The organism is Spirosoma profusum, from assembly GCF_014699005.1.
GTDB classification, from domain to species: Bacteria; Bacteroidota; Bacteroidia; order Cytophagales; family Spirosomataceae; genus Spirosoma; species Spirosoma profusum.
The window spans coordinates 215109-241252 of the sequence record NZ_JACWZY010000004.1 but is presented as its reverse complement, the minus strand read 5'-3'; the positions used below and the strand labels follow the sequence as shown (position 1 = coordinate 241252).

26 protein-coding genes are annotated in these 26144 nt (G+C 48.2%); 17 read left to right on the top strand and 9 right to left on the bottom strand.

The genetic code is table 11. The annotated features are described in order from the left end of the window. Nucleotide 1 precedes the first annotated feature (1 nt). Entirely contained in the window at nt 2–1804 is a 1803-nt protein-coding gene (locus tag IC229_RS07410) for a serine/threonine protein kinase (protein ID WP_190886307.1), read from the top strand. Nucleotides 1805–1942: 138 nt separating this feature from the next. Further along, the gene (locus tag IC229_RS07405; protein WP_190886306.1) at nt 1943–2581 is read left to right on the top strand and encodes an outer membrane beta-barrel protein; all 639 of its coding nucleotides are present in this window, start codon (nt 1943–1945) and stop codon (nt 2579–2581) included. Nucleotides 2582–2666: 85 nt separating this feature from the next. On the opposite strand, the gene xerD is transcribed toward IC229_RS07405, so the two are convergent. Continuing rightward, nucleotides 2667–3572, bottom strand: a complete 906-nt coding sequence (xerD, locus tag IC229_RS07400; RefSeq protein ID WP_190886305.1) for a site-specific tyrosine recombinase XerD — start codon at nt 3570–3572, stop codon at nt 2667–2669. A gap of 76 nt (nt 3573–3648) precedes the next feature. Between xerD and aroQ the strand changes: the two genes are divergently transcribed. From aroQ to IC229_RS07370, 6 genes are all read left to right on the top strand, one after another. Next, complete coding sequence (gene aroQ / locus IC229_RS07395) at nt 3649–4077, top strand: type II 3-dehydroquinate dehydratase (protein ID WP_190886304.1); 429 nt, start codon at nt 3649–3651, stop codon at nt 4075–4077. Nucleotides 4078–4082: 5 nt separating this feature from the next. Then, nucleotides 4083–5105, top strand: coding sequence for an aminotransferase class V-fold PLP-dependent enzyme (locus IC229_RS07390; protein ID WP_190886303.1), 1023 nt, complete (start codon nt 4083–4085; stop codon nt 5103–5105). Nucleotides 5106–5124: 19 nt separating this feature from the next. After that, a complete protein-coding gene (locus IC229_RS07385; RefSeq protein ID WP_190886302.1) occupies nt 5125–5700 on the top strand; it encodes a MarC family protein in 576 nt (191 codons plus the stop codon). An 82-nt stretch (nt 5701–5782) separates the two neighbouring features. Beyond that, nucleotides 5783–6478, top strand: a complete 696-nt coding sequence (locus IC229_RS07380; protein WP_190886301.1) for a 16S rRNA (uracil(1498)-N(3))-methyltransferase — start codon at nt 5783–5785, stop codon at nt 6476–6478. Beyond that, complete coding sequence (locus IC229_RS07375) at nt 6475–7134, top strand: DUF4159 domain-containing protein (RefSeq protein ID WP_190886300.1); 660 nt, start codon at nt 6475–6477, stop codon at nt 7132–7134. The genes IC229_RS07380 and IC229_RS07375 overlap by 4 nt, the downstream gene beginning before the upstream one ends. 108 nt (nt 7135–7242) lie before the next feature. Continuing rightward, on the top strand, nt 7243–8055 hold the full coding sequence (locus IC229_RS07370) for an acyl-CoA desaturase (RefSeq protein WP_190886374.1): 813 nt from the start codon (nt 7243–7245) through the stop codon (nt 8053–8055). Between the two features lie 56 nt (nt 8056–8111). On the opposite strand, the gene IC229_RS07365 is transcribed toward IC229_RS07370, so the two are convergent. From IC229_RS07365 to IC229_RS07355, 3 genes are all read right to left on the bottom strand, one after another. Beyond that, nucleotides 8112–8639 carry a 5' nucleotidase, NT5C type gene (locus IC229_RS07365; RefSeq protein ID WP_190886299.1) on the bottom strand — a complete coding sequence of 176 codons (528 nt, stop codon included), beginning with the start codon at nt 8637–8639 and terminating at the stop codon, nt 8112–8114. Nucleotides 8640–8800: 161 nt separating this feature from the next. Continuing rightward, nucleotides 8801–10261, bottom strand: coding sequence for a dihydrolipoamide acetyltransferase family protein (locus IC229_RS07360; RefSeq protein WP_190886298.1), 1461 nt, complete (start codon nt 10259–10261; stop codon nt 8801–8803). A gap of 72 nt (nt 10262–10333) precedes the next feature. Beyond that, nucleotides 10334–11590 (bottom strand): competence/damage-inducible protein A, encoded by a 1257-nt coding sequence (locus IC229_RS07355; protein WP_190886297.1) that lies wholly within the window; start codon nt 11588–11590, stop codon nt 10334–10336. A gap of 226 nt (nt 11591–11816) precedes the next feature. Here IC229_RS07355 and IC229_RS07350 point away from each other — a divergent pair, with 226 nt between their 5' ends. Continuing rightward, nucleotides 11817–12578 carry a DUF4197 domain-containing protein gene (locus tag IC229_RS07350; RefSeq protein ID WP_190886296.1) on the top strand — a complete coding sequence of 254 codons (762 nt, stop codon included), beginning with the start codon at nt 11817–11819 and terminating at the stop codon, nt 12576–12578. A 67-nt stretch (nt 12579–12645) separates the two neighbouring features. Here IC229_RS07350 and IC229_RS07345 read toward each other — a convergent pair whose 3' ends face one another. The 3 genes from IC229_RS07345 to IC229_RS07335 all read right to left on the bottom strand — a co-directional run bounded on the left by IC229_RS07345 (nt 12646) and on the right by IC229_RS07335 (nt 14684). Beyond that, nucleotides 12646–13032 carry a group III truncated hemoglobin gene (locus IC229_RS07345; protein WP_190886295.1) on the bottom strand — a complete coding sequence of 129 codons (387 nt, stop codon included), beginning with the start codon at nt 13030–13032 and terminating at the stop codon, nt 12646–12648. A 35-nt stretch (nt 13033–13067) separates the two neighbouring features. Further along, entirely contained in the window at nt 13068–13409 is a 342-nt protein-coding gene (locus IC229_RS07340) for an arsenate reductase (RefSeq protein ID WP_190886294.1), read from the bottom strand. 69 nt (nt 13410–13478) lie between these two features. Further along, the gene (locus IC229_RS07335) at nt 13479–14684 is read right to left on the bottom strand and encodes an NAD(P)/FAD-dependent oxidoreductase (RefSeq protein WP_190886293.1); all 1206 of its coding nucleotides are present in this window, start codon (nt 14682–14684) and stop codon (nt 13479–13481) included. A 120-nt stretch (nt 14685–14804) separates the two neighbouring features. On the opposite strand from IC229_RS07335, the gene gldC reads away from it, so the two are divergent. After that, entirely contained in the window at nt 14805–15155 is a 351-nt protein-coding gene (gldC, locus tag IC229_RS07330; protein WP_190886292.1) for a gliding motility protein GldC, read from the top strand. Between the two features lie 170 nt (nt 15156–15325). Further along, nucleotides 15326–16513, top strand: coding sequence for a thioredoxin domain-containing protein (locus tag IC229_RS07325; RefSeq protein ID WP_190886291.1), 1188 nt, complete (start codon nt 15326–15328; stop codon nt 16511–16513). 35 nt (nt 16514–16548) lie between these two features. On the opposite strand, the gene IC229_RS07320 is transcribed toward IC229_RS07325, so the two are convergent. Then, on the bottom strand, nt 16549–17145 hold the full coding sequence (locus IC229_RS07320) for an NAD(P)H-dependent oxidoreductase (RefSeq protein WP_190886290.1): 597 nt from the start codon (nt 17143–17145) through the stop codon (nt 16549–16551). 139 nt (nt 17146–17284) lie between these two features. On the opposite strand from IC229_RS07320, the gene IC229_RS07315 reads away from it, so the two are divergent. Next, nucleotides 17285–17620 carry a hypothetical protein gene (locus IC229_RS07315; protein ID WP_190886289.1) on the top strand — a complete coding sequence of 112 codons (336 nt, stop codon included), beginning with the start codon at nt 17285–17287 and terminating at the stop codon, nt 17618–17620. Nucleotides 17621–17770: 150 nt separating this feature from the next. On the opposite strand, the gene IC229_RS07310 is transcribed toward IC229_RS07315, so the two are convergent. After that, nucleotides 17771–18919 carry a trans-sulfuration enzyme family protein gene (locus tag IC229_RS07310; RefSeq protein WP_190886288.1) on the bottom strand — a complete coding sequence of 383 codons (1149 nt, stop codon included), beginning with the start codon at nt 18917–18919 and terminating at the stop codon, nt 17771–17773. A gap of 139 nt (nt 18920–19058) precedes the next feature. Here IC229_RS07310 and IC229_RS07305 point away from each other — a divergent pair, with 139 nt between their 5' ends. The 5 genes from IC229_RS07305 to IC229_RS07285 all read left to right on the top strand — a co-directional run bounded on the left by IC229_RS07305 (nt 19059) and on the right by IC229_RS07285 (nt 26007). Beyond that, on the top strand, nt 19059–20705 hold the full coding sequence (locus tag IC229_RS07305; protein WP_190886287.1) for a DUF1800 domain-containing protein: 1647 nt from the start codon (nt 19059–19061) through the stop codon (nt 20703–20705). Between the two features lie 226 nt (nt 20706–20931). Further along, nucleotides 20932–22569 (top strand): DUF1800 domain-containing protein, encoded by a 1638-nt coding sequence (locus IC229_RS07300; protein ID WP_190886286.1) that lies wholly within the window; start codon nt 20932–20934, stop codon nt 22567–22569. A 21-nt stretch (nt 22570–22590) separates the two neighbouring features. Then, the gene (locus tag IC229_RS07295; protein WP_190886285.1) at nt 22591–24099 is read left to right on the top strand and encodes a DUF1501 domain-containing protein; all 1509 of its coding nucleotides are present in this window, start codon (nt 22591–22593) and stop codon (nt 24097–24099) included. 81 nt (nt 24100–24180) lie between these two features. Further along, a complete protein-coding gene (locus tag IC229_RS07290; RefSeq protein ID WP_190886373.1) occupies nt 24181–25020 on the top strand; it encodes a crotonase/enoyl-CoA hydratase family protein in 840 nt (279 codons plus the stop codon). An 87-nt stretch (nt 25021–25107) separates the two neighbouring features. Beyond that, nucleotides 25108–26007 carry an SDR family oxidoreductase gene (locus IC229_RS07285; RefSeq protein WP_223833902.1) on the top strand — a complete coding sequence of 300 codons (900 nt, stop codon included), beginning with the start codon at nt 25108–25110 and terminating at the stop codon, nt 26005–26007. Nucleotides 26008–26144 lie beyond the last annotated feature (137 nt).

The window sequence follows — 26144 nt, the reverse complement described above, 5'->3', positions numbered from 1 at the left end:
CATGCAACCACCAATGCGAGGCCGACTCATTCATCATTACCGTGTTGAATCGCTGCTGGGTGAGGGCGGGATGGGCACTGTTTATCAGGCCACCGATACGCACCTGGAACGCCCCGTAGCGATGAAAATGCTCCATACGCACCTCGTCAATCAGGCGTCTTTCACGGAGCGTTTCCGCAACGAAGCCATGATTCTGGCCCGGCTCAATCACCCCAACATTGCGGTTGTTTACAACTTTTTGCAGGATGGCAGCGACTATTTCATGGCGATGGAATACGTAGCAGGCGACAGTCTGGAATCGCTTGTCCGCAAAACGGGCCCTTTATCAGTTCCTGTAGCAGCCGAGGTGGTTCGGCAGGCGCTGGAAGGTTTAGCGCACGCTCACCGTAAAGGAGTTCTGCATCGTGACATCAAACCTGCCAACCTGATGCTGACACCCGAAGGCCAGGTTAAACTGATGGATTTCGGGATTGCCCGCGTTATCGGAAATCAGCGTATGACGCAGGCGAATCGGTTGGTGGGCACGCTTGAATACATGGCTCCTGAGCTTGTACAGGGCGAAGCACCTTCGACGTCTTCAGATATTTATGCCATCGGTATTCTGCTGTATGAACTGCTTTCGGGTAAACTGCCTTTCGCCAGCCGTACGGATTTTGCCCTGATGCAGGCCATTATTCAGGAAAAACCGATTGCGCTCCGTAAACTAAACAGTGACATCCCGAAAGAACTGGAAGCCATTGTGCATAAGGCGCTTGATAAAAAACCAGAAAAACGGTTTGCCGATGCCAAAGAATTTCAGAAAGCGTTACAACCTTATTATTCGCAACTAGCTGTTCTTGACCCGGCCAGCCTGACGCCTGCAGCACCAGCCGCCGACATTATGAATATTCAGCCCGTTCGGCAAACGGTGCTTTTAGAGACGAAAGTAATTTCAGCAGATACCCAATTGGGACGTATCAATCCCATAAAACGGTGGGCTACTGAAAACTGGCAAACCCTTTTAGCTGGCGGACTAATGCTCCTTGCTCTGCTATTTATTGGTCTGATTCTGATCGATGATAAAAAAGAGACTCCCGTTGAAAACAAGGAACCCGTTTACATGGCCAATCAGAATGCGCCAAAAACGGAACGTAGCGAACCGGCTGTAAAAGAGCCAGAACCAGCTACTACGTTAACTGAAGAAAAAAATACGCCCGTATCAACTCCGCAAGGTCGGGAATCAAGTCCGGAGCCTATCGTTCCTGTTGAGAAGAAATCAGAGCCGGTCGTCAGACAGCCCAAGACCGAAAAACCGTATAGCAGTACTCCAGGGATTGTCAAGAAAACGGACCCAGCTCCAACAACTCCACCAGCCGAAACGCCTAACAACCCAGTTGCTCCAATCACAAAGTCTGAACCGGCTCCCGAAGTGGTTACACCCCGCACGGTTGCCCACAAATCTGTCGCAATCCGTCGGTTACGGGTAAATCTAAGTCTGGTCGACGGCCTATCATCTGATGCTGCTCGGGAAGGGCAGTCGATACGTTTCCGAGTTACTGAACCGGTGATGAGTGATGGCGAAGTAGTGATTCAAAGTGGCGCTACGGCATACGGCGAGGTCAGTCGTATTAAACAGGCCGATGGCGATGTGTTTCGCAAACGAAGCCTGCTCGAATTTCGAATCAACTCAGTGGAAGCGGTGAATGGCAAACGGATTCCGTTACGTTCGGCCACCATCAGTGAAGAAGCCAAGGGGCAGCCGGTTCAGTTCCGTTCCGGACAAACCTTCGAAGTACGTACCGGCGACGATGTCATTACGTTCTGATCATTTTTGTCATTCTGACGAAGGAAGAATCTTACGGTATCCTTACTAGCGAATAAAGCAACATTAAGGTTCTTCCTTCGTCAGAATGACAAAAAACTTATTATTTAACTAACAGCACCCTATTTAAAAAGCACTGCCATGATCCATTCTCGATTTTTCTTCCTGACGTTAGCCGCTGGTTTTCTGTTGTCAACAGCTACCTGGGCGCAGACCATCCGACAGCAATCGACAACGGAAGGCTTTAGTCTTGGGCTTTCAGGTCATTACTTGGGCTGGTCGTCTGATTATTTTCAATTTCTGGACGAAAATTCCGGTGGTGGTCCCGGTTTCGGTGTACGGGCTGGCTACGGTTTCACCCAGCGGTACGAGGTCTTCGCCCAATACGATCAGTCGATACTGAATGCCGACAATATACAGGCTAAAGCTTTTCAGTTTTCGCACGTAACAGGTGGGCTACGCTTTAATTTTTCGGCCACCACCCGCGCGCTACGTCCCTTTGCCGAACTGGGTTATACGTATCAGACGGGCAAAGTAGATCAGGTGCTCAACAACGCTGGCCGACGCGACAATATCATCTTTAAGGGCGGAGCTTTACATGTTGGCGCAGGCCTTAACTATTTTGTGGCGTTGCCCGTGGCCATTACGTTGAACGGTAGTATTCAGGCCGGTGCTAAATCACCCGTTACGTTCAATGGGGTTGAACAAACTGCCAAAGCCGACGTAGCAGCCTTCCGCATTTCGTTGGGTGTGATTGTGTATGTGAGTGAGTTGTTTTAGTACGTAGTATTCGAGTAACCCAGGCAGCGTTCGCTTCAGTCAACTTTATGATCTTATAACCTTACAACTTTTTAACTCCAAAACTTCATCTCTTACTACTCCTCGGATGATACTCCCGTAAGGTCTGCTGTAAATAATCCCGGTCGAGGTGGGTGTAAATTTCGGTAGTGGTGATGGACTCATGACCAAGCATCTGCTGAACGGCCCGTAGGTCGGCCCCGCCTTCGATGAGGTGCGTGGCAAACGAATGCCGAAACGTATGCGGACTGATGGTTTTCTGAATACCGACCTCAGAAGCCAATTTTTTAATGGTCGTAAACACCGAAATACGCGACAACTGACTCCCACGTAGATTTAAAAAAATAGTATCCTCGTCGCCTTTCTGAACGGGCAAATGACCCCGGACGTGTTCAACGTAAATTCGGGTATAGTGCATGGCGTCTTCGCCAATGGGCACCAGTCGAACTTTATCGCCTTTGCCCAGCACGCGAATAAATCCCTCTGTGAAAAAACAGTTCGTCAATCGCAGATTCAGAAGCTCCGTTACACGTAATCCCGAACTATAAAGAACTTCCAGCATGGCCCGGTCGCGGGTGCCGCCGGGAGTCGAAAGGTCGATGGCATCCAGGATTGCTTCAATTTCCGGGAAACTAAGCGTGTCGGGTAATTTACGTCCCAATTTAGGGGCTTCAAGCTGTTGAGTTGGGTCTTTCTGAATCAGGTTTTCGAGCAGCAAATACTTAAAAAACGATTTTAATCCCGACAGCATCCGGGCCTGACTCGTGGCCGTTAAACCTAATTCACCCAGGTATTTTAGAAAGTTCATCAACTCCTTTTCGGTTACCTGCATGGGCGTCCGGGCGGGGTCGGTGAGGAGTATGTATTCGTGAAGTTTTTCGGCGTCGTGTAGGTACGCTTCTACTGAATTTTCGGCCAGTGACCGCTCCAGCTTCAGGTAATTCTTAAAGGCGTTTATATAACTTTGCCACATAATGGTAACCTGGACGACTACGTCTGGGCATAACTAAATTAATCGATACCCGGACGTAGACGTCCAGGTTACTGGCATGAAACAGATTCTGATTATCAACGGCCCGAACCTAAACCTGCTGGGCAAGCGAGAACCCACTATTTATGGCAACCGCTCATTTGTCGACTACCTCAAAACCATCGAAGAACTGTTTCCAGAGGTGCAACTTCGCTATTTTCAATCGAATCACGAAGGCGAACTGATTGATAAAATTCACGAACTGGGTTTTGACATCGATGGGATTGTCATTAATGCGGGGGCTTACACGCATACATCCATCGCTATCGCCGACGCCCTGAGCGCGGTTACTGCTCCGGCCGTGGAGGTACACATTTCTAACGTACACGCCCGCGAGTCGTTCCGGCATCACAGTTATTTATCTGCAAAATGTAAAGGGGTCATCGTCGGCCTTGGATTAAAAGGCTACGAACTGGCAATACAGTATTTAGTGATGAACGATAAGTGATCACTATGATAACCTTCTATCCAGGTCCGTCGAAAGTATATCCGCAGGTGGCTGAGTACGCGACTGATGCGGTACGTCAGGGAATTGTGAGCATGAACCACAGGAGCGCAGGTTTCATGGACATCGTGAAAGAAACGATACGTCTCATCCATGAAAAACTCGATGTTCCGGCTGATTACCACGTAGCGTTTGTATCGTCGGCAACGGAGTGCTGGGAAATTGTAGCGCAGTCTTTAACCGCAGAAGCTAGTTTGCACCCCTTTAGTGGGGCATTTGGCAAAAAATGGGCTGAATATGCCTATCGGATTAAGCCGCCGATGAATCTGAGCGAAGCCGACGTACTATGTCTTGTCCAGAATGAAACATCGAACGGAACACAGGTGAGTGAACAGACGATGGCTCAGTTTCGACGCGATTTTTCGGGTTTGATTGCTGTGGATGCCGTTTCGTCAATGGCGGGGATTCGTTTTAACTGGGACCTGGCGGATGTCTGGTTTGCATCGGTGCAAAAATGCTTTGGTTTACCGGCAGGATTAGCTGTCTTGATTTATTCGCCAGCCGCTCTCGAACGGGCACATAGTATTGGCGAGAACACACATTACAATAGCCTCCTGTTTATTCACGAAAATTTCGAAAAATTTCAGACGCCTTATACACCTAATGGATTGGGCATCTATCTGCTCATGCGCGTACTCCAGCAGATAAAACCCATAGTAGAAATTGACCGTATGACCAAAAAACGGTCTTCTGACTGGTACACTTTTTTCGATACACGTAGTACCGGTTTCAAACTGCTCATCAACGACCGCGCTACCCGGTCAGATACGGTAATTGCAGTTGAGGGAAGCGAGCCGGCAATCAAAGCGATAAAAACAGCCGCCCACCAAGCAGGTATTACGCTCGGCAATGGCTACGGCGACTGGAAAAACACTACGTTCCGTATCGCCAATTTCCCGGCTATTACTGATGAAGAAATAGAGCAGTTGAAAAACTTTTTGGTAACGTGGTCATCCGGACCACAGGATTAGCTACGCTACGTTAACGATTATGCTTGATTTCAAAGAAATTATCTCAGTTACGCTCATTCTGTTTTCGGTTATCGACGTAGTAGGATCGTTGCCGGTTATTATCGATTTACGTCGAAAGTCCGGTAAAATTGAAGCTGAACGTGCTACGTTCGCATCGGGCGCGCTAATGGTGTCGTTTCTGTTCGTGGGCGAACGACTGTTGAAGTTATTCGGTGTCGACGTAGCGTCGTTTGCGGTAGCTGGCGCCCTGATTATTTTTCTGATTGGTCTGGAAATGATTTTGGGACGTACCATTTTTAAGTCAGAGATCGATACAGGCGGAGCAACGCATATTGTACCGATTGCGTTTCCGCTTATCGCTGGAGCTGGTACGTTAACCACCATTATTTCGTTACGTGCCGAGTATCAGATCGTTAACATCATTATTGGCATTGTTCTCAACCTGATACTGATTTATATGGTGCTGAAATCGTCGGGTTGGCTCGAAACGCGGCTTGGATCAGGTGGACTGGCTGTGCTACGTAAAATTTTCGGCATTATTCTACTGGCAATAGCCATTAAGCTGTTCAAGACGAACCTGATTGCTGATTTTTAACGTAGTGCGTCTATCCGGAATCACTACGTTGTTTATGGACTGATGTGTTGGCGAAATAATGTAACGCGTACATTTGCTACGTATGCATTTATTTTATCAGCCGGGTGTTGATTCACAATTCCTGACAGAAGACGATTCACGTCATGCCATCAAAACATTACGTCTGTCGATAGGCGATGAAATTGCCGTAACTGACGGGCACGGAAACCGGCATTTAGCCGTTATTACGGTAGCCAATGCCCGGCGCTGTGAATTTCGGATACTGGCCACCCAAACTACCCAGCCGCGCCCTTTTTCCATCCGAATTTGCGTAGCACCCACAAAAAACATCGACCGCATTGAGTGGTTTGTGGAGAAGGCAGTTGAGATTGGTATTGAACGTATCAGTTTCTTTTTCGGGCAACACTCTGAGCGTCGGATACTGAAGCTGGAGCGACTGGAAAAAATTGCCGTATCGGCCATGAAACAGTCGTTACAATCATTTTTGCCTATATTGGACAATGCGTTGCCATTCGAGAAATTGCTGACGTCGGTAGGGGAGGAGCAACGATTTATAGCTCATCTGCCCGACCACGACCCGCCAGTCAACGTAGCAAAAAAGGCTACTTTAGGAGGGCGCTACGTAGTGCTGATTGGTCCGGAAGGTGATTTTTCGGAAAAGGAAATAGATCAGGCGGTAGGTGCTGATTTTCAGATGGTGACGCTTGGGCCTAATCGGCTACGTACCGAAACGGCTGCCCTGACAGCCTGCCAGATTTTGAATTTTATAAATACATGAAAAAGTTACTGATTGTATTGTTTCTGCTTCAGTCGTCGGTTTTTGTAGCCAACGGGCAGTACGCCTACAAAATTGCCAAGCTGAAATACAACGGCGGGGGCGACTGGTACGCCAACAAAACATCACTGCCCAATCTGATTAAGTTTGCTAATGCCAATCTCCGCATGAATATCTTCCCCGAAGAGGACATCGTGGAGCCCGGTAGCCCAGACATATTTGGCTATCCGTTTGTGCACATGACTGGGCACGGCAACATTACGTTCAGCGATGCCGACGTACATAACATGCGTCGATACCTGATGTCGGGAGGGTTTCTGCACATCGACGATAACTATGGGCTGGACAAGTTTATCCGGCGTGAAATGAAAAAGGTGTTCCCTGAACTCAACTTTGTTGAACTACCATTTAATCATCCAGTGTATCAGCAAAAGTTCAAGTTTGCTGCCGGGTTGCCCAAAGTACACGAACACGATGGTAAGGCTCCGCAGGGTTTTGGCCTGATTTACCAGGGCCGTCTGATTTGCTTTTACAGTTATGAGTGCGATTTGGGCAATGGCTGGGAAGATCAGAGTGTTTATAATGATCCCGAGCCGTTACGTCAGCAGGCGTTACGTATGGGCGCCAACCTGCTTCAATACGCGACAACTACCAACTAATTTAAAGTATTATTTGGGGACAGAGCGTCAAATCTGTTAAGAATTCGTTAGTTTTGTAGTAATATTCTTAGTGACTCGTCATTTCACCCTTTAATCAGAAATACTGTGATTTTTGTATTGGCCGCGTTTGTTGGACATTGGTACCTGTCCCTGTTCTGCCAAACGTTTTTTCTGCACCGTTATTCAGCCCACAAGATGTTCTCGATGAGCAAATTCTGGGAGCGATTCTTTTATGCATTGACTTACTTATCACAAGGTTCATCTTATTTGAGTCCACGTGCGTATGCAGTGCTTCACCGGATGCACCACGCGTTTAGCGATACCGAAAGAGACCCTCACTCGCCCCATCATACCAAAAACATCTTCACGATGATGTGGCAGACGAAAAATATTTATAACGCCGTTCTTCACCGTAAATACACTGTAGAACGCCAGTTTGACCGGAACTATCCAGAGTGGAACTTCATTGAAAAATTAGGCGATTCCTGGGCATCGCGGCTCGGATGGGGCGTGGTGTATAGCCTGTTCTACGTCTTCGCATTCTTTTATCTGGATATGCACTGGGCGTTTTTCTTCCTGCTACCGGTTCATTTCGTGATGGGGCCTGTACACGGCGCTATCATTAACTGGAGCGGTCACAAATACGGTTACTCAAACTTCGATAACCAGGATAAATCAAAAAACTCGCTCATTCTGGACGTAGTGATGATGGGTGAATTGTTCCAGAATAACCACCATAAGCGCCCCAATTCGGCTAATTTTGGCGCAAAATGGTTCGAGTTCGATCCGACCTATCCGATGATTGGCATTCTGCACAAGTTGCATATCGTCCGGCTCCGACCGTCGGCAGAAGCTAAAAAGGCACAGAACGAAGTCGGTCACGACCGGCACGTTGAAGAGAGAGAAAAGATTGAAGCGTAATAAACGCAATAGCTTTATAAGAAAAGGCTCCGAACATTCGGAGCCTTTTTTGTGCGTTACAGTAAGAGCTTTGCTACTTCCTGCCAGGATTTCATTCGTTTAAACCCTGTTTCATCGCGGTTATGGAGCGCATCGAACAGCAAGCCCTCGCCCTGAAACGTGCGGAGATTACGGGGCATATCGTCGATAAGGTAAGCTGTGTTCAATACACTTTTGTCTCCCATGAAAATGTAATGGCGCCAGGAAATTGCTGGAAAATGTTGTTGAAGCCAATCCCATTTTTCACGTAATGAGTTTGGAAATTCCTGTGCCGCCGATGCCACGAAAATCTCGTATTTTTCCATCAGATCAGCTATTACGTCCTGCGCTCCTTCCATAACTGGAATGTCAGCGAAGAAGCCCGGCTCGTAAACCCGTTTTGATATTGCCCGATATTCGTGCTCGTCGAACAGTTCGTGGAATGATTTTTCTTTTAACTCTTCAAGCGTGTAGCGGGGCATTTCGCCTTCCAGATACAACTTAATAAACTTAGCGTGTGTGTCGGCCATGACATCATCCATGTCAATGGCAATTCGTTGTTTCATATATTTCTGAACCGGGATTTAGCTGATTGATGGATTTACTGGATTTTGTCTGAACCGGGATTTAGCAGATTTAAGGATTTTTACGATTTTGCTAATTGATTAAGCGCTTCGAAGAACCGAAAACAAAATCTTGAGAATCCTTCAATCTGCTAAATCCCGGTTCAGAAGCCCGGTTTGAATTGTTCGAGATAATCAGCTACGCGCCGGACAAATTGACCACCCAATGACCCATCGACAATGCGGTGGTCATAGGAGTGGGATAGGAACATTAACTGCCGGATACCAATGAAATCACCCTGAGGAGTTTCGATGACGGCGGGCTTTTTGACAATAGCGCCAAAAGCCATGATCGCAACCTGGGGTTGAACGATAATAGGCGTGCCCATGAGATTCCCGAACGTACCGATGTTAGAGATGGTATACGTACCACCAGCCAGATCGTCGGCAGTGAGTTTGTTCTCACGGGCGCGACGGGTCAGGTCGTTCACTTTTGTAGCAAGCCCGACCAAGTTGTATTGATCAGCATTGTGGATGACGGGCACAATCAGATTACCACTGGGTAAGGCCACCGCCATGCCAATGTTAACTGCTTTTTTGACCAGAATCTTGTCGCTTTCCACCGATACGTTAATCATCGGGAAATCTTTGATGGCTTTCACCACAGCTTCGACCAGGATGGGCGTAAACGTCAGATTTTCGCCGGTTTGCTGTTTAAAGCGGTCTTTTACGCTGGTTCGCCAATCCACCACCGATGTCATATCGGCTTCTACAAACGAACTGACGTGAGGTGAAATCTGCTTCGATTCTACCATGCGCTGCGCAATCATCTTGCGCATTCGATCCATCTGAATGATGTCGGTCTGACCATTTACCGACGTAGCAGGAACCGGATTTTTGGCCACCGGGAACGTAGCTGATACGGTGGTCTGGCCATTGGCCGTTTTAGAAGCTGTCGTTTTAGCCCCGAATCCACGCTCTTCGGCCCTGTCAAGTACGTAAGCCAGAATATCTTTTTTAGTAACCCGATTTTCAGCACCTGAACCTGGAATTCGTTCGAGTTCGTCGCGCGAAACGTTTTCTTCCTTGGCAATACTCAGGACCAAAGGCGAATAGAATCGATTCGCAAATACGGGGTTATCCAGTAACGTAACACCGCCAGATGCCGGGCTGGTTTTTCCGGCAGAGGCCGGACTACTGAGTGCGGCAATATTGGATTCCAGTTCGTTAACCGCAGTGGCAACTTCACTTTCTGCTACGTCGCTTGTTTTCGACTGAGCCGTTACGTTCGCAACATCACCGATGCCTTTAGGTGTCTCGCTGGTTTCGGTAGATTCGTTTGTAGGATCAGCATCAACCGGAGTATCCTCTCCACTGATACTCGCTTCGGTTTCGATACGGGCGATGGGTGCGCCAACAGCCACTACGTCCCCATCGTTCACTAAAATCTCTTTTAGAATGCCACTTTCCGAAGCGGGTACTTCTGTATCTACTTTATCTGTAGCGACTTCCAGCACCGACTCGTCCGCTTCAATTCGGTCGCCAGGCTTTTTTAGCCAGCTAATGACCGTACATTCCATTATACTTTCGCCCATTTTGGGCATCACCATGTCGATGAGAGCCATATTCTTTTAGTGATGAGTGATAAGTAATGAACGATGAGTGATGAATGACTGCAACTCATCACTTATCGTTCATTACTTATCACTAAGTAACTCTTCCCGCAGCAAATTCAGCACGTACGTTGTGGTTAGCTGAATATTCTGGTCGCGGTACTGACCGAGTTTGAGCAAGCGTGCAATCGTTCGGTTGGCGGTAGCGCAAGCAATCCAGATGGTGCCAACGGGTTTGTCGGGTGTGCCGCCGTCGGGGCCAGCAATACCACTGGTAGCGATGCCAACATTGGTACCGAGCGCCTGCCGAACGCCCTCCGCCATTTGCCGGACGGTTTCTTCACTGACAGCTCCGAACTGCTCCAACGTAGCAGCCTGTACGCCCAACTGGTTCACTTTTACTACGTTGCTGTAGCTGACGACACCGCCCCAGAAATATGCCGAGGAACCGGGTACTTTTGTGATCTGCGACGATACGTATCCGCCTGTGCAGCTTTCGGCCACACCCAGCGTCAGGTTTTTCTCACTTAATAACCGGCCAACGACAGTTTCGAGTTCATCGTCATCGTAACCAAATACGTTTTTTTCGATGAGAGGCAATACTTTTTCGACCTGCTCCGCCAGTTCACGGTTGAGTTGGGCGTTGTCATCGCCAGTAGCCGTCAGACGTAATCGTACCCCGCCGAAACTAGGCAGGTAAGCTAGTCTGATATGATTGGGTAAGGCGTCTTCCCAGGCTTCGATACGTTCGGCCAGGAACGATTCGCCAAGGGCCACCGTCCGAATTATCTTGTGCTTGATAATGGGTGTCTGGAAGTGCGAACCAAGTTTAGGCAGGATGCGGTTCGTCATCAGATGCTTCATCTCAAACGGAACGCCCGGCAACGATACGTAGACCCGGCCTTCATGTTCGAACCACATGCCGGGAGCCGTACCCCAGTCGTTCTGCATATAGACGGCATTGGCGGGTAGGTCAGCCTGTGCGCGGTTGATGTCGGTCATGGCGCGGCCTCTTTTCTCAAAAAAGCCCGTTACCAGTGCCAGTGCCACTTCGTTACGTACCATACCGACACCAAAATAGGTGCAGAGCGTTTTCTTGGTGATATCGTCTTTGGTTGGTCCAAGCCCGCCCGTAATGATGATGACATCAGCTCGTTGGTGGGCTTCCTGTAAGACGTTTAAGATGGCGTCGGCCTGGTCCCCAACCGAGGTTTTTCGGACCGGACGGATGCCGATATTTGTCAATTCAGTACCAATCCATTGCGTATTGGTATCGGTGATTTGACCGAAGAGAATTTCGTCGCCGATGGTAATGACCTCGGCACGTATCATGTTGGTCATTCGTTAATGAATAATGAGTAATCGGGGCCGCTCGTGCGACACAATGAATAATGGCCTGCTGGATGCTCTCTAATGGTTTGTGAAAAATTTATTTATCTGATAATCAGATAGGTGAAAATAAATTTTCATTAACCATTATACATTATACATTTATTCTTGTCAAAAGTACGAAAAAACGATTTAGGGCCATTGACCGTTATGAGATGGCAACCTGATTAATTGGAAAATGAAGAAACACATAATTACTGCCGGCCTATTGGCTTTTGTATTAAGCCAACCCAGTTTTGCGCAAGATTCTACCCGTCAGAAATCGTCGGGTGGAAGCGTTTTTGGTAAGATTCTGGACGCGGTTACGCAGCCATCGGCCGGTACGTCGGGAAGCCTGACTAGTACTGATATTGCTTCCGGACTAAAAGAAGCGCTACGTATCGGGGTGACCAATGGCTCAACCCAGGCTTCGCAATTGGACGGCTATTTCAAAAACCCACTCTTGAAAATTGCATTTCCGCCCGAAGCGCAGAACGTAGCGAATAAGCTTCGGCAAATTGGGTTCAGCAAGCAGGTCGATCAGTTTGAGTTGTCGCTCAACCGGGCGGCTGAGGATGCGGCAAAAAAAGCGGCTCCTGTGTTTGTAAAAGCCATTACGTCGATGACCATTCAGGATGCGGTCGGTATTTTACGTGGTACCGACGATGCCGCTACGGTTTATCTTCGCCGGACATCGGGACAGCAACTGGTGACAGAATTTACGCCAATTATTGACAGTACGTTGAAGAAAAACAACGCTACGAAGTACTACGCTGATTTGGTCAATACGTACAACAAAATACCGTTCGTGCAGAAAGCTAACCCAAATTTGACCGAATACGCCACCAATAAAGCTGTCGATGGGTTGTTTGTTCTGGTAGCGCAGGAAGAGAAGAAAATCCGGGAAAACCCGGCTGCCCGTGTTACTGATATTTTGAAGCGGGTATTTTCGAAACAGTAACGCAACAGGAAAAACAACGGATAATCAACAATGAATAATGCATTACCCACGTACTATTCATTGTTGATTATCCATTATTTATATAGCCCAGCTTTTTGCTCCAGACGATTGCAATTTGAGTAGCGCGCTGGCGAACCTGTTCGGCTGTTTCTCCGGTGAATTTTTCGTCCAGCGTTTTATAAAATAACTGTAGCCAGCGTTCAAAATGACTGGTGGTGAGTGTATAACTCTGATTGACCAATAAATGCGGGCGGAACGGGTGGCCGTCGTAGCGGTTGTTTCCCAGAATAATTGTCTCCCAGAACGCGTACATTTTGGGCAGGTGCGCACCCCAATCGACCTGTGCTACGTCGGTAAACACCGGCCCGATGAACGGATCTGCCTGCACTTTTTCATAGAACGAATCCACCAGAAATTTAATGGCTTCCGGCGAATCCAGCGTTCGCTTTTCCATAACGGTACGTTTTACCAGAAAACCTCAATTCAGACCTAAAACGTTTCCGTGTATTGGTCGGGATTGAAACCCAGCGCCACAATTTTTCCATCTTCTTCAATCAGCGGACGGCGGATGACGGAAGTTTTGTCAAGCATAAGAGCGATTGCCCCTGCTTCGTCCGTGGGTTTTTCAGCATCAGGTAGTTTTTTCCAGGTTTGCCCAGACCGATTTACGAGTTCTTCCCAAGGCTTTTGGGTAAGCCAGTGTTCAATCGTTTTCTGGTCGATGCCCTGTTTTTTATAGTCGTGAAATTGATACTCAACTCCGTGATCGGCCAGCCAGGTGCGGGCTTTCTTAACGGTATCGCAGTTAGGAATGGCGTATAGCGTATACATCGTTTCAGTTTCTTTCGGTGTGAAATTAATAGAAATGATACTGTTTTTGCCGCAAATTATAAAACCTTGTCAGCGGTCGAACCGGAAAATGGGTGCATCCTGATTCCTGCGACCACGTAGCAAATCGGTAATAATATCGGCTGCTATTACGCTGAATAGAATACCGTTACCGCCAAAACCGAGTGCGAAATACGTATCAGGATGTTCGTGAACGGTACCAATATACGGCAGGCCGTCTTTGGTTTCGGCGAACGTACCACACCACTCATAATCAACGGTAAACGGCAGCTCAGGAAATAGTTTTCGGACAATCTGCTCAAGCAGGCGGCTTTTGCTACGTAGCAGTTTGTCACGTTTTATTGCACTCTGAAATTTCTCATCTTTTCCACCAATCAGCACCCGCTTATCGTCGGTTGTACGTAAATAGAGATAGGGCCTGGCACTTTCCCAGAGTAATGCGTTCTGATACCAGAGTGTAGATTGCGGAATGGGTTTACTGACCAGCGCATAGGTCGAGTTTAAATCCACGACGCGTTTTGAGAGATAATTCTGGGATTCATACCCACAGGCAATCACCAGCTTCTTTGTCCGAATCTTAAAGCCATTCTCCAAAATGAGCGTTACGTTACGTTGGTGGTGCTGAATATCAATGACTTCTACAGTATCATAAATCTTTGCTCCTTTTTTGATACAGTGCTGAAATAGGGCGTGGGCAAGTCGGTAAGCATCGACCTGTGCACCATCGTGCGAGAGGATAGCGCCACTTTTTTTCAGATGCGGAAAGTGTTCACGTAGTGTTGGGGCATCCCACCAGTCAACGTTGATACCGTGCTTCCGTCGTGTGTCAAATTCGTTACGTAGCATTTCCAGATCGTCTTTTTTGGACGCATAATACACACTCTTACGTAGCGAAAAATGCGTATCAACGGCCAGCGACTGCGTAATTTCCTGTGCCTTGTAAATTGCATCGACGCACAACTTATAACTTCGGACGGCCTGTTTTTCACCGATTAAATCGATCAATTCCGTCAACGTAGTATCAATTTCGTACTGGAGCAGGGCTGTGCTGCCCGACGTACTACCCATGCCAATATGCCGTTTTTCGAGCACAACCACCGGAAAGCCCGCTTCGGTCAGCGACCAGGCAAGAAGAGCGCCGGTGATCCCTCCGCCCATGATAACTACCTCTTCGTCAATATTTTCTGTTAAAAATGGATAGGCGTGTAGAACACCGTTTTTATAAAACCAATAGGGTTGACCGCTCAGTAAATCCATAGTGTACGGCTAAATGGTAGGTTGCCAGCCCATATAACAGAAAGTGGAGGCAGGTGTTTGATGCGCATCCCGATAAATTTGACGCAGGGGTTTCGAGGCATAGTCCGTAAATTTGCGCCTATGAAAAAATCAGACATTCATTTTGCGGTTGAATTAGACGACCAGAATATCCCCGATAAAATCTATTGGGAAGCTACCGATAACCCGAACGAGGGACTAAGCGATACGCGTGCGATTGCCATTGCGCTTTGGGATCATTACCACAACAGTACGCTCAAAATTGACCTTTGGACCAAGGAAATGGAAGTGGTGGATATGAAGCGCTTCCTGATTGAAATGATGAGCGGTATTGCCGATACGGCGGTAAACGCAACCGGTGACCAACGTATGGCCAACGACATTGAAAACACCTGCCGGATGCTAAGCAAACGGCTTGAAGAAGAAATTAAGCAACAGGAAAAACAGCCGTAAGAGAGTTAGTAATGAAACATAAGTAATGTGCAATAGTAAATCTTTGATTTATAAGCGACTAACTCATTGTTCATTCTACATTTCTCATTATTCACTCAGGTAGAAAACACGAAGTCAACAGGTTGGCCGTTAATTTGCTGTTGGCTGCTTATAATGATTCTTCTCTATTCATGAAAAAAGTTATTCTGCTATTGTTCGTAGCAAACATCGCTCTTGGGCAAAAGGGAGGTGTCAACTTCCGGCAAATACCGATTAGTGCTGTATTTCAGGAAGCGCGTCGGGCTGGGAAACCGGTTTTTATCGAAGTCTTCTCGCCGACCTGCCACGTTTGTCAGAGCTTTATTCCAACACTGGAAGATGGTCGGGTTGGGAAGTTTTACAACAGCAAATTCGTGAGCACGAAACTGGACATCGGCCAGCCAACAACACGTCAATTTTTAGAGAGTCGGCATCTGTTTGTGCCATCGCTGCCGTTGTTTCTCTACTTCGATCCGCAGCAAAATATGGTGCATTTTGCCATGAGCAACAACTCAACCGATGAGGTGATACGTCATGGTACCAATGCGCTGGACCCGCAGGCACGTAGCCAGACCATGAAATCGCGCTTTCAGCAGGGCGAACGATCGGCTAGTTTTCTAATCGATTATGCCATGTTCGCCCGTGTCACCCGCGACACCGTAGCTAATATGGCGGCAATGAATGAATACGCCAAACAACAATCTTCCGCTACGTATACCAATCAGACCAACTGGCTGGCTTTGCAGAAACTCGTACTCGATTATGAAAATCCAATGTTCGAGTATATGCTTGGCCATATGGATGCATTCCGCAAAAACTACGGCGCACAGGAAGTCCAGAACGTGGGCGAAAATATTCTTATGTCGTCATTGTATAGCAGTCGGGGCGCACAGTTTCCAGCGGCCAAAATTCTTGAAATTCGGCAGGGATTAGCCAAAATTGGTATCGACCCAAAAATTGCCGCAAACCGGACGCTTCTTCCAGAAGTGAATGCGTATTTCCGCGCTAGGCAAACGGCCAAAGCAACCGAACGGATGGATAACCAGGTCAATTCGAACCAGTTAACGGTGCCCGAATACCTGTATATTTCGCGACTTTTTAATCGGAGTAGCCCTGATGTTTCCGACGTACCAACGGTGGTAAAATGGATCAACAAAGGTATAGCGTTGAAACCAACGCCAAAAGAGCAGGCCGATTTGTACTACGAACAGGCTGAAGCTTATCGTCGCGCGGGTAAAACGTCTGATGCACAGAAAGCCGCTCAGAAATCAATGGAAATGGCGCAGGCCAGCCACATCGATACGCGCCGGAACGTAGAGCAGATGGGAAAGTTGAAGTGATTGGTTGAGAAGTAGAGACAAGGCATGCCTTGTCTCTACTTCTCAACCAAATTAACGCTCATCCAGCGTTGTGCTACGTTGAGCGTATAGTTGAGGAAGGCGCGGGCGGTACGTTCGTAAACCTCATGGCCGATAAAATGGCCTTCGGCGTCCAGATTGACGGCTGTTTCGTGTGATTCGTAAAGTTTGGGCGAAACAATGGAATAGCTGTTGGTGAAGCTGATGAGTTTATTCACTACCGTAGTCATATCCAGTGCGGGCTGACGACCACCCCTTCCGTTCGAAATACCAACCATCGCAAATACTTTGTTGTCGAAGAGGTGCTTGAAAACAGGCCCTCCCAGTTGATGAACAGTGTTTGTGGCTTGCGGTGGAGCCGTCCAGTTGTACTCGGGCATGGCAAAAATGATCAGGTCAGCAGCTTCCCACGTGCTAATCAATTCTTGCTGAAACGGAGTCAGTTTATCCGCCTGAAGCGTTCCCTGCCCAACGTAAGGTATATCGTACTTCTCAAAAGAAACAATCGAAACTTCATGCTGACCCTCTTCGGCCAGTACGTGCAGTAGGTAATTCACGAAACGTAGTGAATTACTGTTTGGACGCGATGAAGTAGAAATAAGCGCAATTTTCATTTTCGTAGGTCTATTCAATACGGTTACAAAACCCCGGCCTATTATCTTTAGTTCGTAGCGTGCATTGTGCCCATTTTGCAACGTTTTAACCGTAGAGCGGGTCTGTTGATATAGTGGTTTATCAAACGGTTATAATCCTATGAAGTGCGTTACGTTGTTACTTCTTTTCCTGTCGGGTTTTGCCCATGCGCAGGTGTCTTCGTCATTTATCCGACGTGATTCAGTACCGTCGGTTTTCCCGCCGGACGTAATGCCGAATGCCCGATCAAATAACTCTTTCTACCGTTATCATTCCGATCCGAACAACGTAGTGCGTGCTACGTTGGATAATATGCCGGTAAAAGTCCCCGATACGTCGACGTACTACAGCGCACTACGTCCTTATCGTCACTTTCAACAGCATTTTCGCAAAGAGGATTTGCCACCGCTTATAAAACCTATGCCTAACATATTGCCACGTCGGTTTCGGAAGTAGGTACTACGTACTCTAAGCTTTCCTTCGGCAATTTTTTGTCATGCTGAGATACGAAGCATCTTAAAGTATCCAAACTTGAGAGTAATGAATCTTTAAGATGCTTCGTACCTCAGCATGACAAAATGCTCATTTTTGACTTTTTTAGTGAGATCAAGCAGCTTTATTAGCTGGATTGATTATCCAATCCAGCGCCTGCCGGAGATCATCAATTAAATCGTCGGGGTGTTCCAAACCTACCGAAATACGTAGCAAATTGACGGGAGATGTAGAATTAGGTCCTTCGGCGCTGGCCCGATGTTCGATTAAACTTTCAACTCCACCCAGACTGGTGGCGCGGATTAAAAGCTTCAGTTTGCCAATGAATTGGAGGGCTTCGGCAGCACCACCTTTTACCCGTACGGATAACATAGCGCCAGTGCCAGACATTTGCCGATCAATGAGCGCCCGATCGGGGTGGTGACTCAGACCGGGATAATGCACTATCTCCACTGCCGGATGGCCGTCTAAAAACTCAGCGATACGTTGCGCGGTTGCACTCTGCGCACGAACCCGTACGGATAGCGTTTTAATTCCCCGGCTTACCAGCCAGCAGTCGAACGGGGATGGAACCGCGCCCGAAAGCCCCTGAATCTGCCGGACGCGCTGAGTGAAATCGTTATCTTCCTTAAAAATTAACGCACCTCCCAATACGTCACTATGTCCGCTCAGATACTTGGTGGTCGAGTGCATTACTACGTCGCAGCCTATAGAAAGAGGGCGTTGAATAACAGGTGTGGCCCAGGTGTTGTCGCAGACGCATAACGCGCCTACTGCGTGAGCCATCTCGCTAATCGCTGCTAAATCCTGAATCGTCAGTCGGGGATTCGATGGAGTTTCACACCAGATCAACCGGGTATTTTCGTGAATAGATGCCTGAACAGCCGACAGATCGCTCAGATCTACTCGTGTATAGGTAAGACCCCAGGGATGAAAAACCTGTTCGAGCAGCGCGGGTGTCCCGAAATAAGCATCGGTTGATACTAGTACGTGGTCACCGGGACGTAGTGCCTGGAGTAGCGTCATGGTTGCCGCCTGTCCTGACCCAAATGCCATGCCTATTGCACCGCCTTCTAGGACGGCTAATGCCTTTTCGAGGGCTTCGCGGGTAGGATTATTGGTTCGGGTGTAGATGTAGTTGGCAGGCAGTTCGTTCGCTTCGTTACGTGCGTAAGTTGTCGATAAGTGAATCGGAGGGACGACAGCACCAGTGGTCGTGTCGGGCTGGTGTGTAGCCCGGAGGGCAAGTGTATCAAAATGCATAGACGGTATACTGCCGCATGAACGGCGCATTTTTTGGCATCCCAAGTTCAGGGTTTCTCCCGGTTATTTTGGCAGTGAGGGCTCAGAATTGTCTGTAGAGGCCATATTTCTTACTATTTTTGGGGTAAACTACCTGTTAATGGCTTACTTAGAACCGTATACATCTGTATTGACGGCTAGAACAGCCGCGCATCTCCTGCGTCGGGCTACGTTTGGACCCACCCAAACCGAAATCACCAACTTCACCGGGATGACGGCCGCTGCGGCTGTTCAGTTGCTGATTAGTAACGCCAATTATTCACCCCCACCGCCCATCGATCTCGACAGTAATCAGCCTGGGGCGGGGGAGACCTACATGGATAAACCCTTCGACCACGGCCGTAATTTTGAGCTTGGTCATTACCTACGTTGCTGGTGGCTGGGGTTGATGGCTTCCCAGACGGCTCCGCCCAGTTTGCTCGATAAGCTTACCCTATTTTGGCAGAACCACTTCGTTACCACACGCGAAGGGGTCGGCGATTATCGATTCCTGCATCAATACCTGCTTTTACTACGTAACGGCGCCCTTACGAACTTTCGCACGCTGGTTATTGAGATAACGAAAGACCCGGCTATGCTACGTTACCTCAATGGTAATGAGAATGTTGTTGGTTCACCGAATGAGAATTATGGCCGTGAGTTGCAGGAGTTACTTACGGTAGGCGTAATTGACTTTGCGGGTAATAAAAACTATACCGAAGACGACGTAAAGGCCGCTGCCCGCGTGCTCACCGGCTGGCAGTATACCAATTTTGAAGAAGACGGTTCAACGGAATTCACTACCCACTTTGCGCTCGACAAACACGATACAACTAACAAAACGTTTTCGAGTCATTACGGAAATACGATCATAACAGGTCGCTCGACAGCGACGGCGGGCGATGATGAACTGGCCGATCTGGTTGACATGTTGCTGAATCATCCGCAGTGCGCTCGCTTCATCTGCCGCAAATTATATCGGTGGTACGTTAACCCCAACGTCGACCAGACCATCGAAGATAATGTCATCATCCCCCTGGCCAATTTCTTTGCCAGCCCGACCAACAACTTTGCTATCCAACCCGTCATTGTCAAGCTGCTCACCAGCCAGATTTTCTTTGATAATGCAACGATTGGCTCCATGGTTAAGGCACCGGTCGATCTGGCGGTAGGCATGATGCGGTTTTTCAACCAGCCGGTGCCCACTTTACCGACTGACTATGCGGCTTTCAAAATCTATGGCGATTTCCTGTATTACCGAATGCAGGATATGCTTCAGCCCCTCATGGACCAGCCGTCGGTGTTTGGCTATGAGCCTTATTATCAGACTGGTTTCTCCCGAGTCTGGATAAATACAACAACAATCGGTTATCGCTATCAATATACCGACGCCTACGCAGAACCTTTCCTTATGGTTAGCCCGACGTACCAGATGGGTATCGACGTAGTGGCGTGGGCTACGCAGCTACAGCGAGCTGCTTCACCCACCGGCGATTTCTCCGATGTACCTGTTACGCCTGCCGTTACGTGTACGGTGATTGTCAATACGTTCATCAAAAATCTTTTTGCCGTCGAATTATTCACAACGCAGGTTGATTTCCTGATTGACACAATTATGATGGGTGGGTTGCCGAGAACCTCCTGGAATTTCGAATGGAATGCGTATCGGTCTGAGCCAACCAACGGTGGTTATCGCTACGCGGTTCTGGATCGTATGCAGAAACTGGTGAAGTTCATACTACGTATGGCTGAGTTTCATATCTGCTAAGAAGCATAGGGCAGAGGGGTAAGGACACGAGATAAAATTGTGTCACCTTACTCCTCTGCTCTGGATTATTTGTTTACAAATTTGAATAATCGTAAACTTTTTTTTATTAAAATAGATTTAATGTTGGCATAGATAGTTTTTTTAATGTAGTTTTATTGATTAAACGGTACCTCCCCGGAAGTAACTTAGTATCGAATCAGCTTTATCTAACGTAACGTACTGATTAATGCCATACCTGGATCAGTATACTCAACCTTTGACGGCTAAAACAGCCGCTCACCTCCTGCGTCGCGCTACGTTTGGTCCAACGCAAACCGAAATTGCCAACTTTACCGGACTGACGGCCGATGTGGCTGTTCAGCAGCTTATCAACAACGCCAACTACTCACCCCCTCCACCGGTTGACCTCGACAGTACCAAACCAACGGCGGGTCAGACGTATCTGGATAAGGCGTTCAATGGTGATCGTAATTTCGATTTCGGTCATTATCTGCGCTATTGGTGGCTAGGGCTGATGACTTCCCAGACGGCTCCGCCCAGTTTGCTTGATAAACTGACTCTTTTCTGGCAGAATCACTTCGTCACAACCCGCGAAGTTGTCGACGACTACCGATTCGTGAACCAATATCTGTTGCTGCTACGTAATAACGCGCTGGGGAATTTCCGCACGCTGGTAACGCAAATCAGTAAGGACCCAGCCATGTTACGTTACCTCAATGGCAATGAGAATGAGGTAGGTAAGCCGAATGAAAACTACGCGCGGGAGCTTCAGGAGTTATTTACGGTGGGTGCTTTCGACTTTGCGGGTAACAAAAATTATACGGAAGATGATGTAAAAGCTGCTGCCCGTGTGCTAACTGGCTGGAAATACAACAATTATTGGGTCCAGGGCTCTCAATCGATTGGTACTACGTTCTACATCAGCAAGCATGACAAGACCGATAAGCAGTTTTCGGCAAATTATGGCTCTCCTCCAAACAACAAAATAACTGGCCGCACAACATCTACGGCGGGCGATGAGGAATTGACCGATCTGGTGACCATGCTGCTGAATCATCCGCAGTGCCCCCGCTTCATCTGCCGCAAACTGTATCGATGGTACGTTAATCCCAACGTCGACCAGACCATCGAAGATAACGTCATCATTCCCCTGGCTAATTTCTTTGCCAGCCCGACCAACAATTTTGCCATCCGACCCGTCATCGTCAAACTGCTTACCAGCCAGATTTTCTTTGATACGTCCAACATTGGTTCGATGGTTAAATCACCGGCGGATCTGGCGGTGGGAGCGATGCGGTTTTTCAACCAGCCAGTTCCTGACATGACTACTGATTATGCCGCTTTTAAGATGTATTTCGATTTCATGTTCTGGCGGATGCGTGATTTGCAGATGGCACTCATCGACCAGCCATCGGTGTTTGGTTACGAACCGTATTATCAGACGGGTTATACACGAATCTGGATGAATACGACTACCATTGCACTACGTAGCGATTACACGGATGCGTATATTTGGCGTTGGCTTCAGGTGAAACCCGGTTATAAAATGGGTATAGATTTGGTGGCGTGGGTTACCGCATTACAGCCCAATTTTTCTGATACGACCAATACACCTTCTATTTCCTGTACGCAGGTGCTGGATTCGTTTGCCAATAATCTGTTTGCGACCGATCTGTTTCAATCGCAGAAAGATTTTCTGATCAATACCATCATGATGAACGGTCTTCAGTGCTCTTCCTGGCAATTTGAATGGAATCGCTATCGTAAAACGCCCACGAATGAAGACTACAAAAATGCAGTGCTATACCGTTTCCAAAATCTAATGAAATACATGCTACGCATGGCAGAGTATCACCTGTTTTAATTGTGAATGAGTCCTTGACTTATGAAACGTAGAGACTTTTTAGCGGCTGCTTCGGCATCGGTATTGCCAGTAATGCTGAATGGATTTGGGCTGAAAGCCATGTCGGGGCAGTCTGCACTGGTGCAGTCTTTGTTGGGAACCACCGCCCTCGCCAGCGATCGGGCACTGGTCATTATTTATCTGAACGGCGGTAACGATGGCCTCAACACCGTAATTCCACTCGACCAGTATTCATTGTATAACGGGTTACGTAGCAATATTGCTATCCCGCAAAACTCCGTGCTGACTTTAGACGGGAATGCGGCTACGGGCCTGCATCCGGCTATGACTGGGCTTAAGAATCTGTACAACAATGGGAAGTTGTCAATTGTCCATTCGGTTTCGTACCCTAACCCCGACCAGTCGCATTACCGGGCCACCGACATTTGGATGACCGCCGTCGATGCTAACCAGACATCGGATTCGGGTTGGGCTGGTCGGTACCTGGAGAACCGCTTTCCAGGTTATCCGGTAGGATACCCCAACACCCAGATGAAAGACCCACTGGCCATTCAAATCGGGTATCTGACATCAACAACACTGCTGGGTAGCCAACAATCGATGGGTATAGCCCTTAGCGACCCGAATAGTTTTTATCAACTTGTTGGTGGGCCAAATAATAATACCCCACCCGCCGATTTGCCGTGCTGTGAGGCTGGTGAACTGATTGCGTACATCCGGCGGCAACAGGCGCTGTCAGTAGGCTATGCTAAGGAAATCAAAGACGCTGCCGGTATCGGTGTGAACCGGGCCACATACCCGCCTGCCGCTGATAAAAACTACCTGGCCGACCAACTTAAAATTGTGGCCCGCCTTATTGATGGTGGGTTGAATACGAAAATTTATTTTGTGTCACTCAGTGGTTTCGATACGCACTCAACTCAGGTCGATACCGACGTAACAATTGGCGCACACGCTTTACTGCTTGGGAAACTCTCGGATGCTATTGCCGCTTTTCAGCAGGATTTAAATCTCATGGGCAAGGAAGATCGAGTGGTAGGCATGACTTTTTCGGAGTTTGGTCGCCGAGCCAACTCCAACAACTCGAAAGGCACCGATCACGGGACTGCCGCTCCTATGTTTGTGTTTGGGAGTAGTGTAAAACACCGCACTATCGGACAGAATCCTGATCTGGCCACTTTACCGGGTACGAACGGTAACAAGGAAATCCCAATGCAAATCGATTTTCGGCGAGTGTATACCGATATATTGAACGACTGGTTCGGCACCAACCGCACAACCACCAATTCACTACTCTTCCACGAATTCCCCACAGTTTCTCTCTTCTCCGATACCGTTGAAACTGTCACTTCAGGCAACTGGCAGGATCGTTCCACCTGGACGGTTGGCCGGATGCCTTTTGCGAACGAATACGTAAAAGTGAATGCTGGTCATACCATCACGGTCGGGCAGAATATTATGGTGAAAAATATCAAGCTGAATGGTAAATTGAAATTTACGGGACCATATAAAGTTAGAATTGTGGGTTAAGTAACACGGACGTAGTACTGTTGCATCGTATTTGGTAATTCTGCTACCTTTACGCCAAACCGTATGCAAGCATACTACGTTATGAAGCAAGCGTATCAATCGCTAGAATTCACCACCGACCAGGGCGTACTGACCGTTACGTTGCTGGGACCGGGCAAAGGCAATGCCATGGGGCCGGAGTTCTGGGAAGAAATTCCGCTGGCCATGGACGAAATCAACCGAATGTCCGATGTCCGCTGTGTTATTTTCCGGGGCAGTGGCGACCACTTCAGCTATGGACTGCACGTAGCACAGATGATGCCTCGTCTGAGTAGCATGACCACTGGTACGGTGCTGGCGCATACCCGGGTCGAATTAATGGCGCAGATTCGCCAGATGCAGTCAGGTTTTCAGAAAATGCACGAATCCCCCAAGCCAATCATTGCCGCCGTGCATGGCTGGTGCGTCGGGGGCGGGCTAAACATGATTGCTGCGGCCGATATTCGGCTTTGTTCGCGTGAAGCCAAGTTTAGTCTGCGCGAAGCGAAACTGGCCATTACACCAGACATTGGCGGCCTTCAGTTCCTTCCACACATTATTGGTCAGGGATTTACACGTGAGATGGCTTTTACGGGAGCTGATTACGATTCCGCTTTTGCCGAACGTATCGGTCTGGTTAACCATGTCTACGATACGCCCGATCAACTCTTCGAAGCTGCTGCTACGTTGGCCCGTCAGATTGCCGACAATCCCGCAACAGCCGTACAGGGCGCCAAACGAGTGCTCAACTACAGTCTGAACAAATCCATCGAAGATGGCCTGCAATACGTAGCAGTCTGGAACTCAAGCCAACTCCAGTCCGACGATTTCTCGGAAGCCATGCAGGCCACACTCGAAAAACGCAAAGCCGAATTCAACAAGAAGTCAGATCGAGGTTATTAAATTAAAGAATGAAAGAGCGAAAAAGTGAATGAGCGTTGTTCTCGAAAAATTCACTCTTTCGCTCTTTCATTCTTTCACTCTTTAATTATGAACGCTACCGGAATGTTGCGCGATGATGCGCTGAAAGGAAAAACCATTATTGTAACCGGGGGCGGAACGGGCCTTGGGAAATCCATCAGCCGATACCTGCTGGAACTTGGGGCAAACGTAACGATTTGTAGTCGTCGGTTGGCTGTTATTGAAGCTACAGCAAAGGAGTTGATGGATGAAACGGGTGGACAGGTACTGGCTGTTCCCTGCGACGTGCGAAAGCCGGAAGAGATTGAAGCCGTTATTGCGCAGACCATCGATCGTTTCGGACGTATTGACGGGCTTCTGAATAACTCAGCGGGTAATTTCATCAGCCCAACCGAGCGCTTGTCGTACAAGGCGTTTGATACCATCGTAGATATTGTGCTGCGAGGAACGTATTACTTTACGCTGGCGGTCGGTAAATACTGGATTGAAAATAAAATTCCGGGTACAGTACTGAACATTTCTACTACGTATGCGACTACGGGTTCTGGCTACGTAGTGCCGTCGGCCGTTGCTAAAGGCGGGGCGTTGATTATGACGAAATCGCTGGCGGGCGAGTGGGGCAAATACGGTATTCGGCTCAACGCAATTGCACCCGGCCCGTTTCCGACGAAGGGGGCCTGGGATCGGCTCTTTCCCGAACCGCTAATAAAGCTCATGGATCCGGTTAGTCGCATCCCGCTCAAGCGTGTGGGCGAACATGGCGAACTTGCAAATCTGGCGGCTTTTCTTCTTTCTGATTATTCGGGATTTATCACCGGTGAAACCATCACAATTGACGGGGGCGAGGTACTAATGGCAGGCGAATTCAGTCACCTGGAAAGCGTTACGTCAGAGCAATGGGACGCAGTTGAGCAAACCATTAAACAAGCGAATCGGGCAAGTAAAAAAGAAGGCGGTGAGTCAGCTTGAGCCAGATGTAGCCAGCGCTTTGTTAATGTGACTAATGAAAGTAGATTGCTGACGCGTGAGGCTTCGACAGGCTCAGCCTGATAGTCTACTTGAATGTGTTGACTCAAGCTTGCTTGTCAGGCTGAGCCTGTCGAAGC

Excerpts from the sequence above, each read along its gene's own strand:
- IC229_RS07315 (WP_190886289.1), top strand. The coding sequence starts at position 17,285 with ATGAAGTGCGTTACGTTGTTACTTCTTTTCCTGTCGGGTTTTGCCCAT.
- IC229_RS07380 (WP_190886301.1), top strand. The coding sequence starts at position 5,783 with ATGCATTTATTTTATCAGCCGGGTGTTGATTCACAATTCCTGACAGAA.
- IC229_RS07295 (WP_190886285.1), top strand. The coding sequence starts at position 22,591 with ATGAAACGTAGAGACTTTTTAGCGGCTGCTTCGGCATCGGTATTGCCA.
- IC229_RS07340 (WP_190886294.1), bottom strand. The coding sequence starts at position 13,409 with ATGTATACGCTATACGCCATTCCTAACTGCGATACCGTTAAGAAAGCC.
- IC229_RS07335 (WP_190886293.1), bottom strand. The coding sequence starts at position 14,684 with ATGGATTTACTGAGCGGTCAACCCTATTGGTTTTATAAAAACGGTGTT.
- IC229_RS07300 (WP_190886286.1), top strand. The coding sequence starts at position 20,932 with ATGCCATACCTGGATCAGTATACTCAACCTTTGACGGCTAAAACAGCC.
- IC229_RS07285 (WP_223833902.1), top strand. The coding sequence starts at position 25,108 with ATGAACGCTACCGGAATGTTGCGCGATGATGCGCTGAAAGGAAAAACC.
- IC229_RS07345 (WP_190886295.1), bottom strand. The coding sequence starts at position 13,032 with ATGGAAAAGCGAACGCTGGATTCGCCGGAAGCCATTAAATTTCTGGTG.
- IC229_RS07290 (WP_190886373.1), top strand. The coding sequence starts at position 24,181 with ATGAAGCAAGCGTATCAATCGCTAGAATTCACCACCGACCAGGGCGTA.
- IC229_RS07410 (WP_190886307.1), top strand. The coding sequence starts at position 2 with ATGCAACCACCAATGCGAGGCCGACTCATTCATCATTACCGTGTTGAA.
- gldC (WP_190886292.1), top strand. The coding sequence starts at position 14,805 with ATGAAAAAATCAGACATTCATTTTGCGGTTGAATTAGACGACCAGAAT.
- IC229_RS07305 (WP_190886287.1), top strand. The coding sequence starts at position 19,059 with ATGGCTTACTTAGAACCGTATACATCTGTATTGACGGCTAGAACAGCC.
- IC229_RS07360 (WP_190886298.1), bottom strand. The coding sequence starts at position 10,261 with ATGGCTCTCATCGACATGGTGATGCCCAAAATGGGCGAAAGTATAATG.
- xerD (WP_190886305.1), bottom strand. The coding sequence starts at position 3,572 with ATGTGGCAAAGTTATATAAACGCCTTTAAGAATTACCTGAAGCTGGAG.
- IC229_RS07320 (WP_190886290.1), bottom strand. The coding sequence starts at position 17,145 with ATGAAAATTGCGCTTATTTCTACTTCATCGCGTCCAAACAGTAATTCA.
- IC229_RS07350 (WP_190886296.1), top strand. The coding sequence starts at position 11,817 with ATGAAGAAACACATAATTACTGCCGGCCTATTGGCTTTTGTATTAAGC.
- IC229_RS07385 (WP_190886302.1), top strand. The coding sequence starts at position 5,125 with ATGCTTGATTTCAAAGAAATTATCTCAGTTACGCTCATTCTGTTTTCG.
- aroQ (WP_190886304.1), top strand. The coding sequence starts at position 3,649 with ATGAAACAGATTCTGATTATCAACGGCCCGAACCTAAACCTGCTGGGC.
- IC229_RS07390 (WP_190886303.1), top strand. The coding sequence starts at position 4,083 with ATGATAACCTTCTATCCAGGTCCGTCGAAAGTATATCCGCAGGTGGCT.
- IC229_RS07325 (WP_190886291.1), top strand. The coding sequence starts at position 15,326 with ATGAAAAAAGTTATTCTGCTATTGTTCGTAGCAAACATCGCTCTTGGG.
- IC229_RS07355 (WP_190886297.1), bottom strand. The coding sequence starts at position 11,590 with ATGACCAACATGATACGTGCCGAGGTCATTACCATCGGCGACGAAATT.
- IC229_RS07365 (WP_190886299.1), bottom strand. The coding sequence starts at position 8,639 with ATGAAACAACGAATTGCCATTGACATGGATGATGTCATGGCCGACACA.
- IC229_RS07405 (WP_190886306.1), top strand. The coding sequence starts at position 1,943 with ATGATCCATTCTCGATTTTTCTTCCTGACGTTAGCCGCTGGTTTTCTG.
- IC229_RS07375 (WP_190886300.1), top strand. The coding sequence starts at position 6,475 with ATGAAAAAGTTACTGATTGTATTGTTTCTGCTTCAGTCGTCGGTTTTT.
- IC229_RS07310 (WP_190886288.1), bottom strand. The coding sequence starts at position 18,919 with ATGCATTTTGATACACTTGCCCTCCGGGCTACACACCAGCCCGACACG.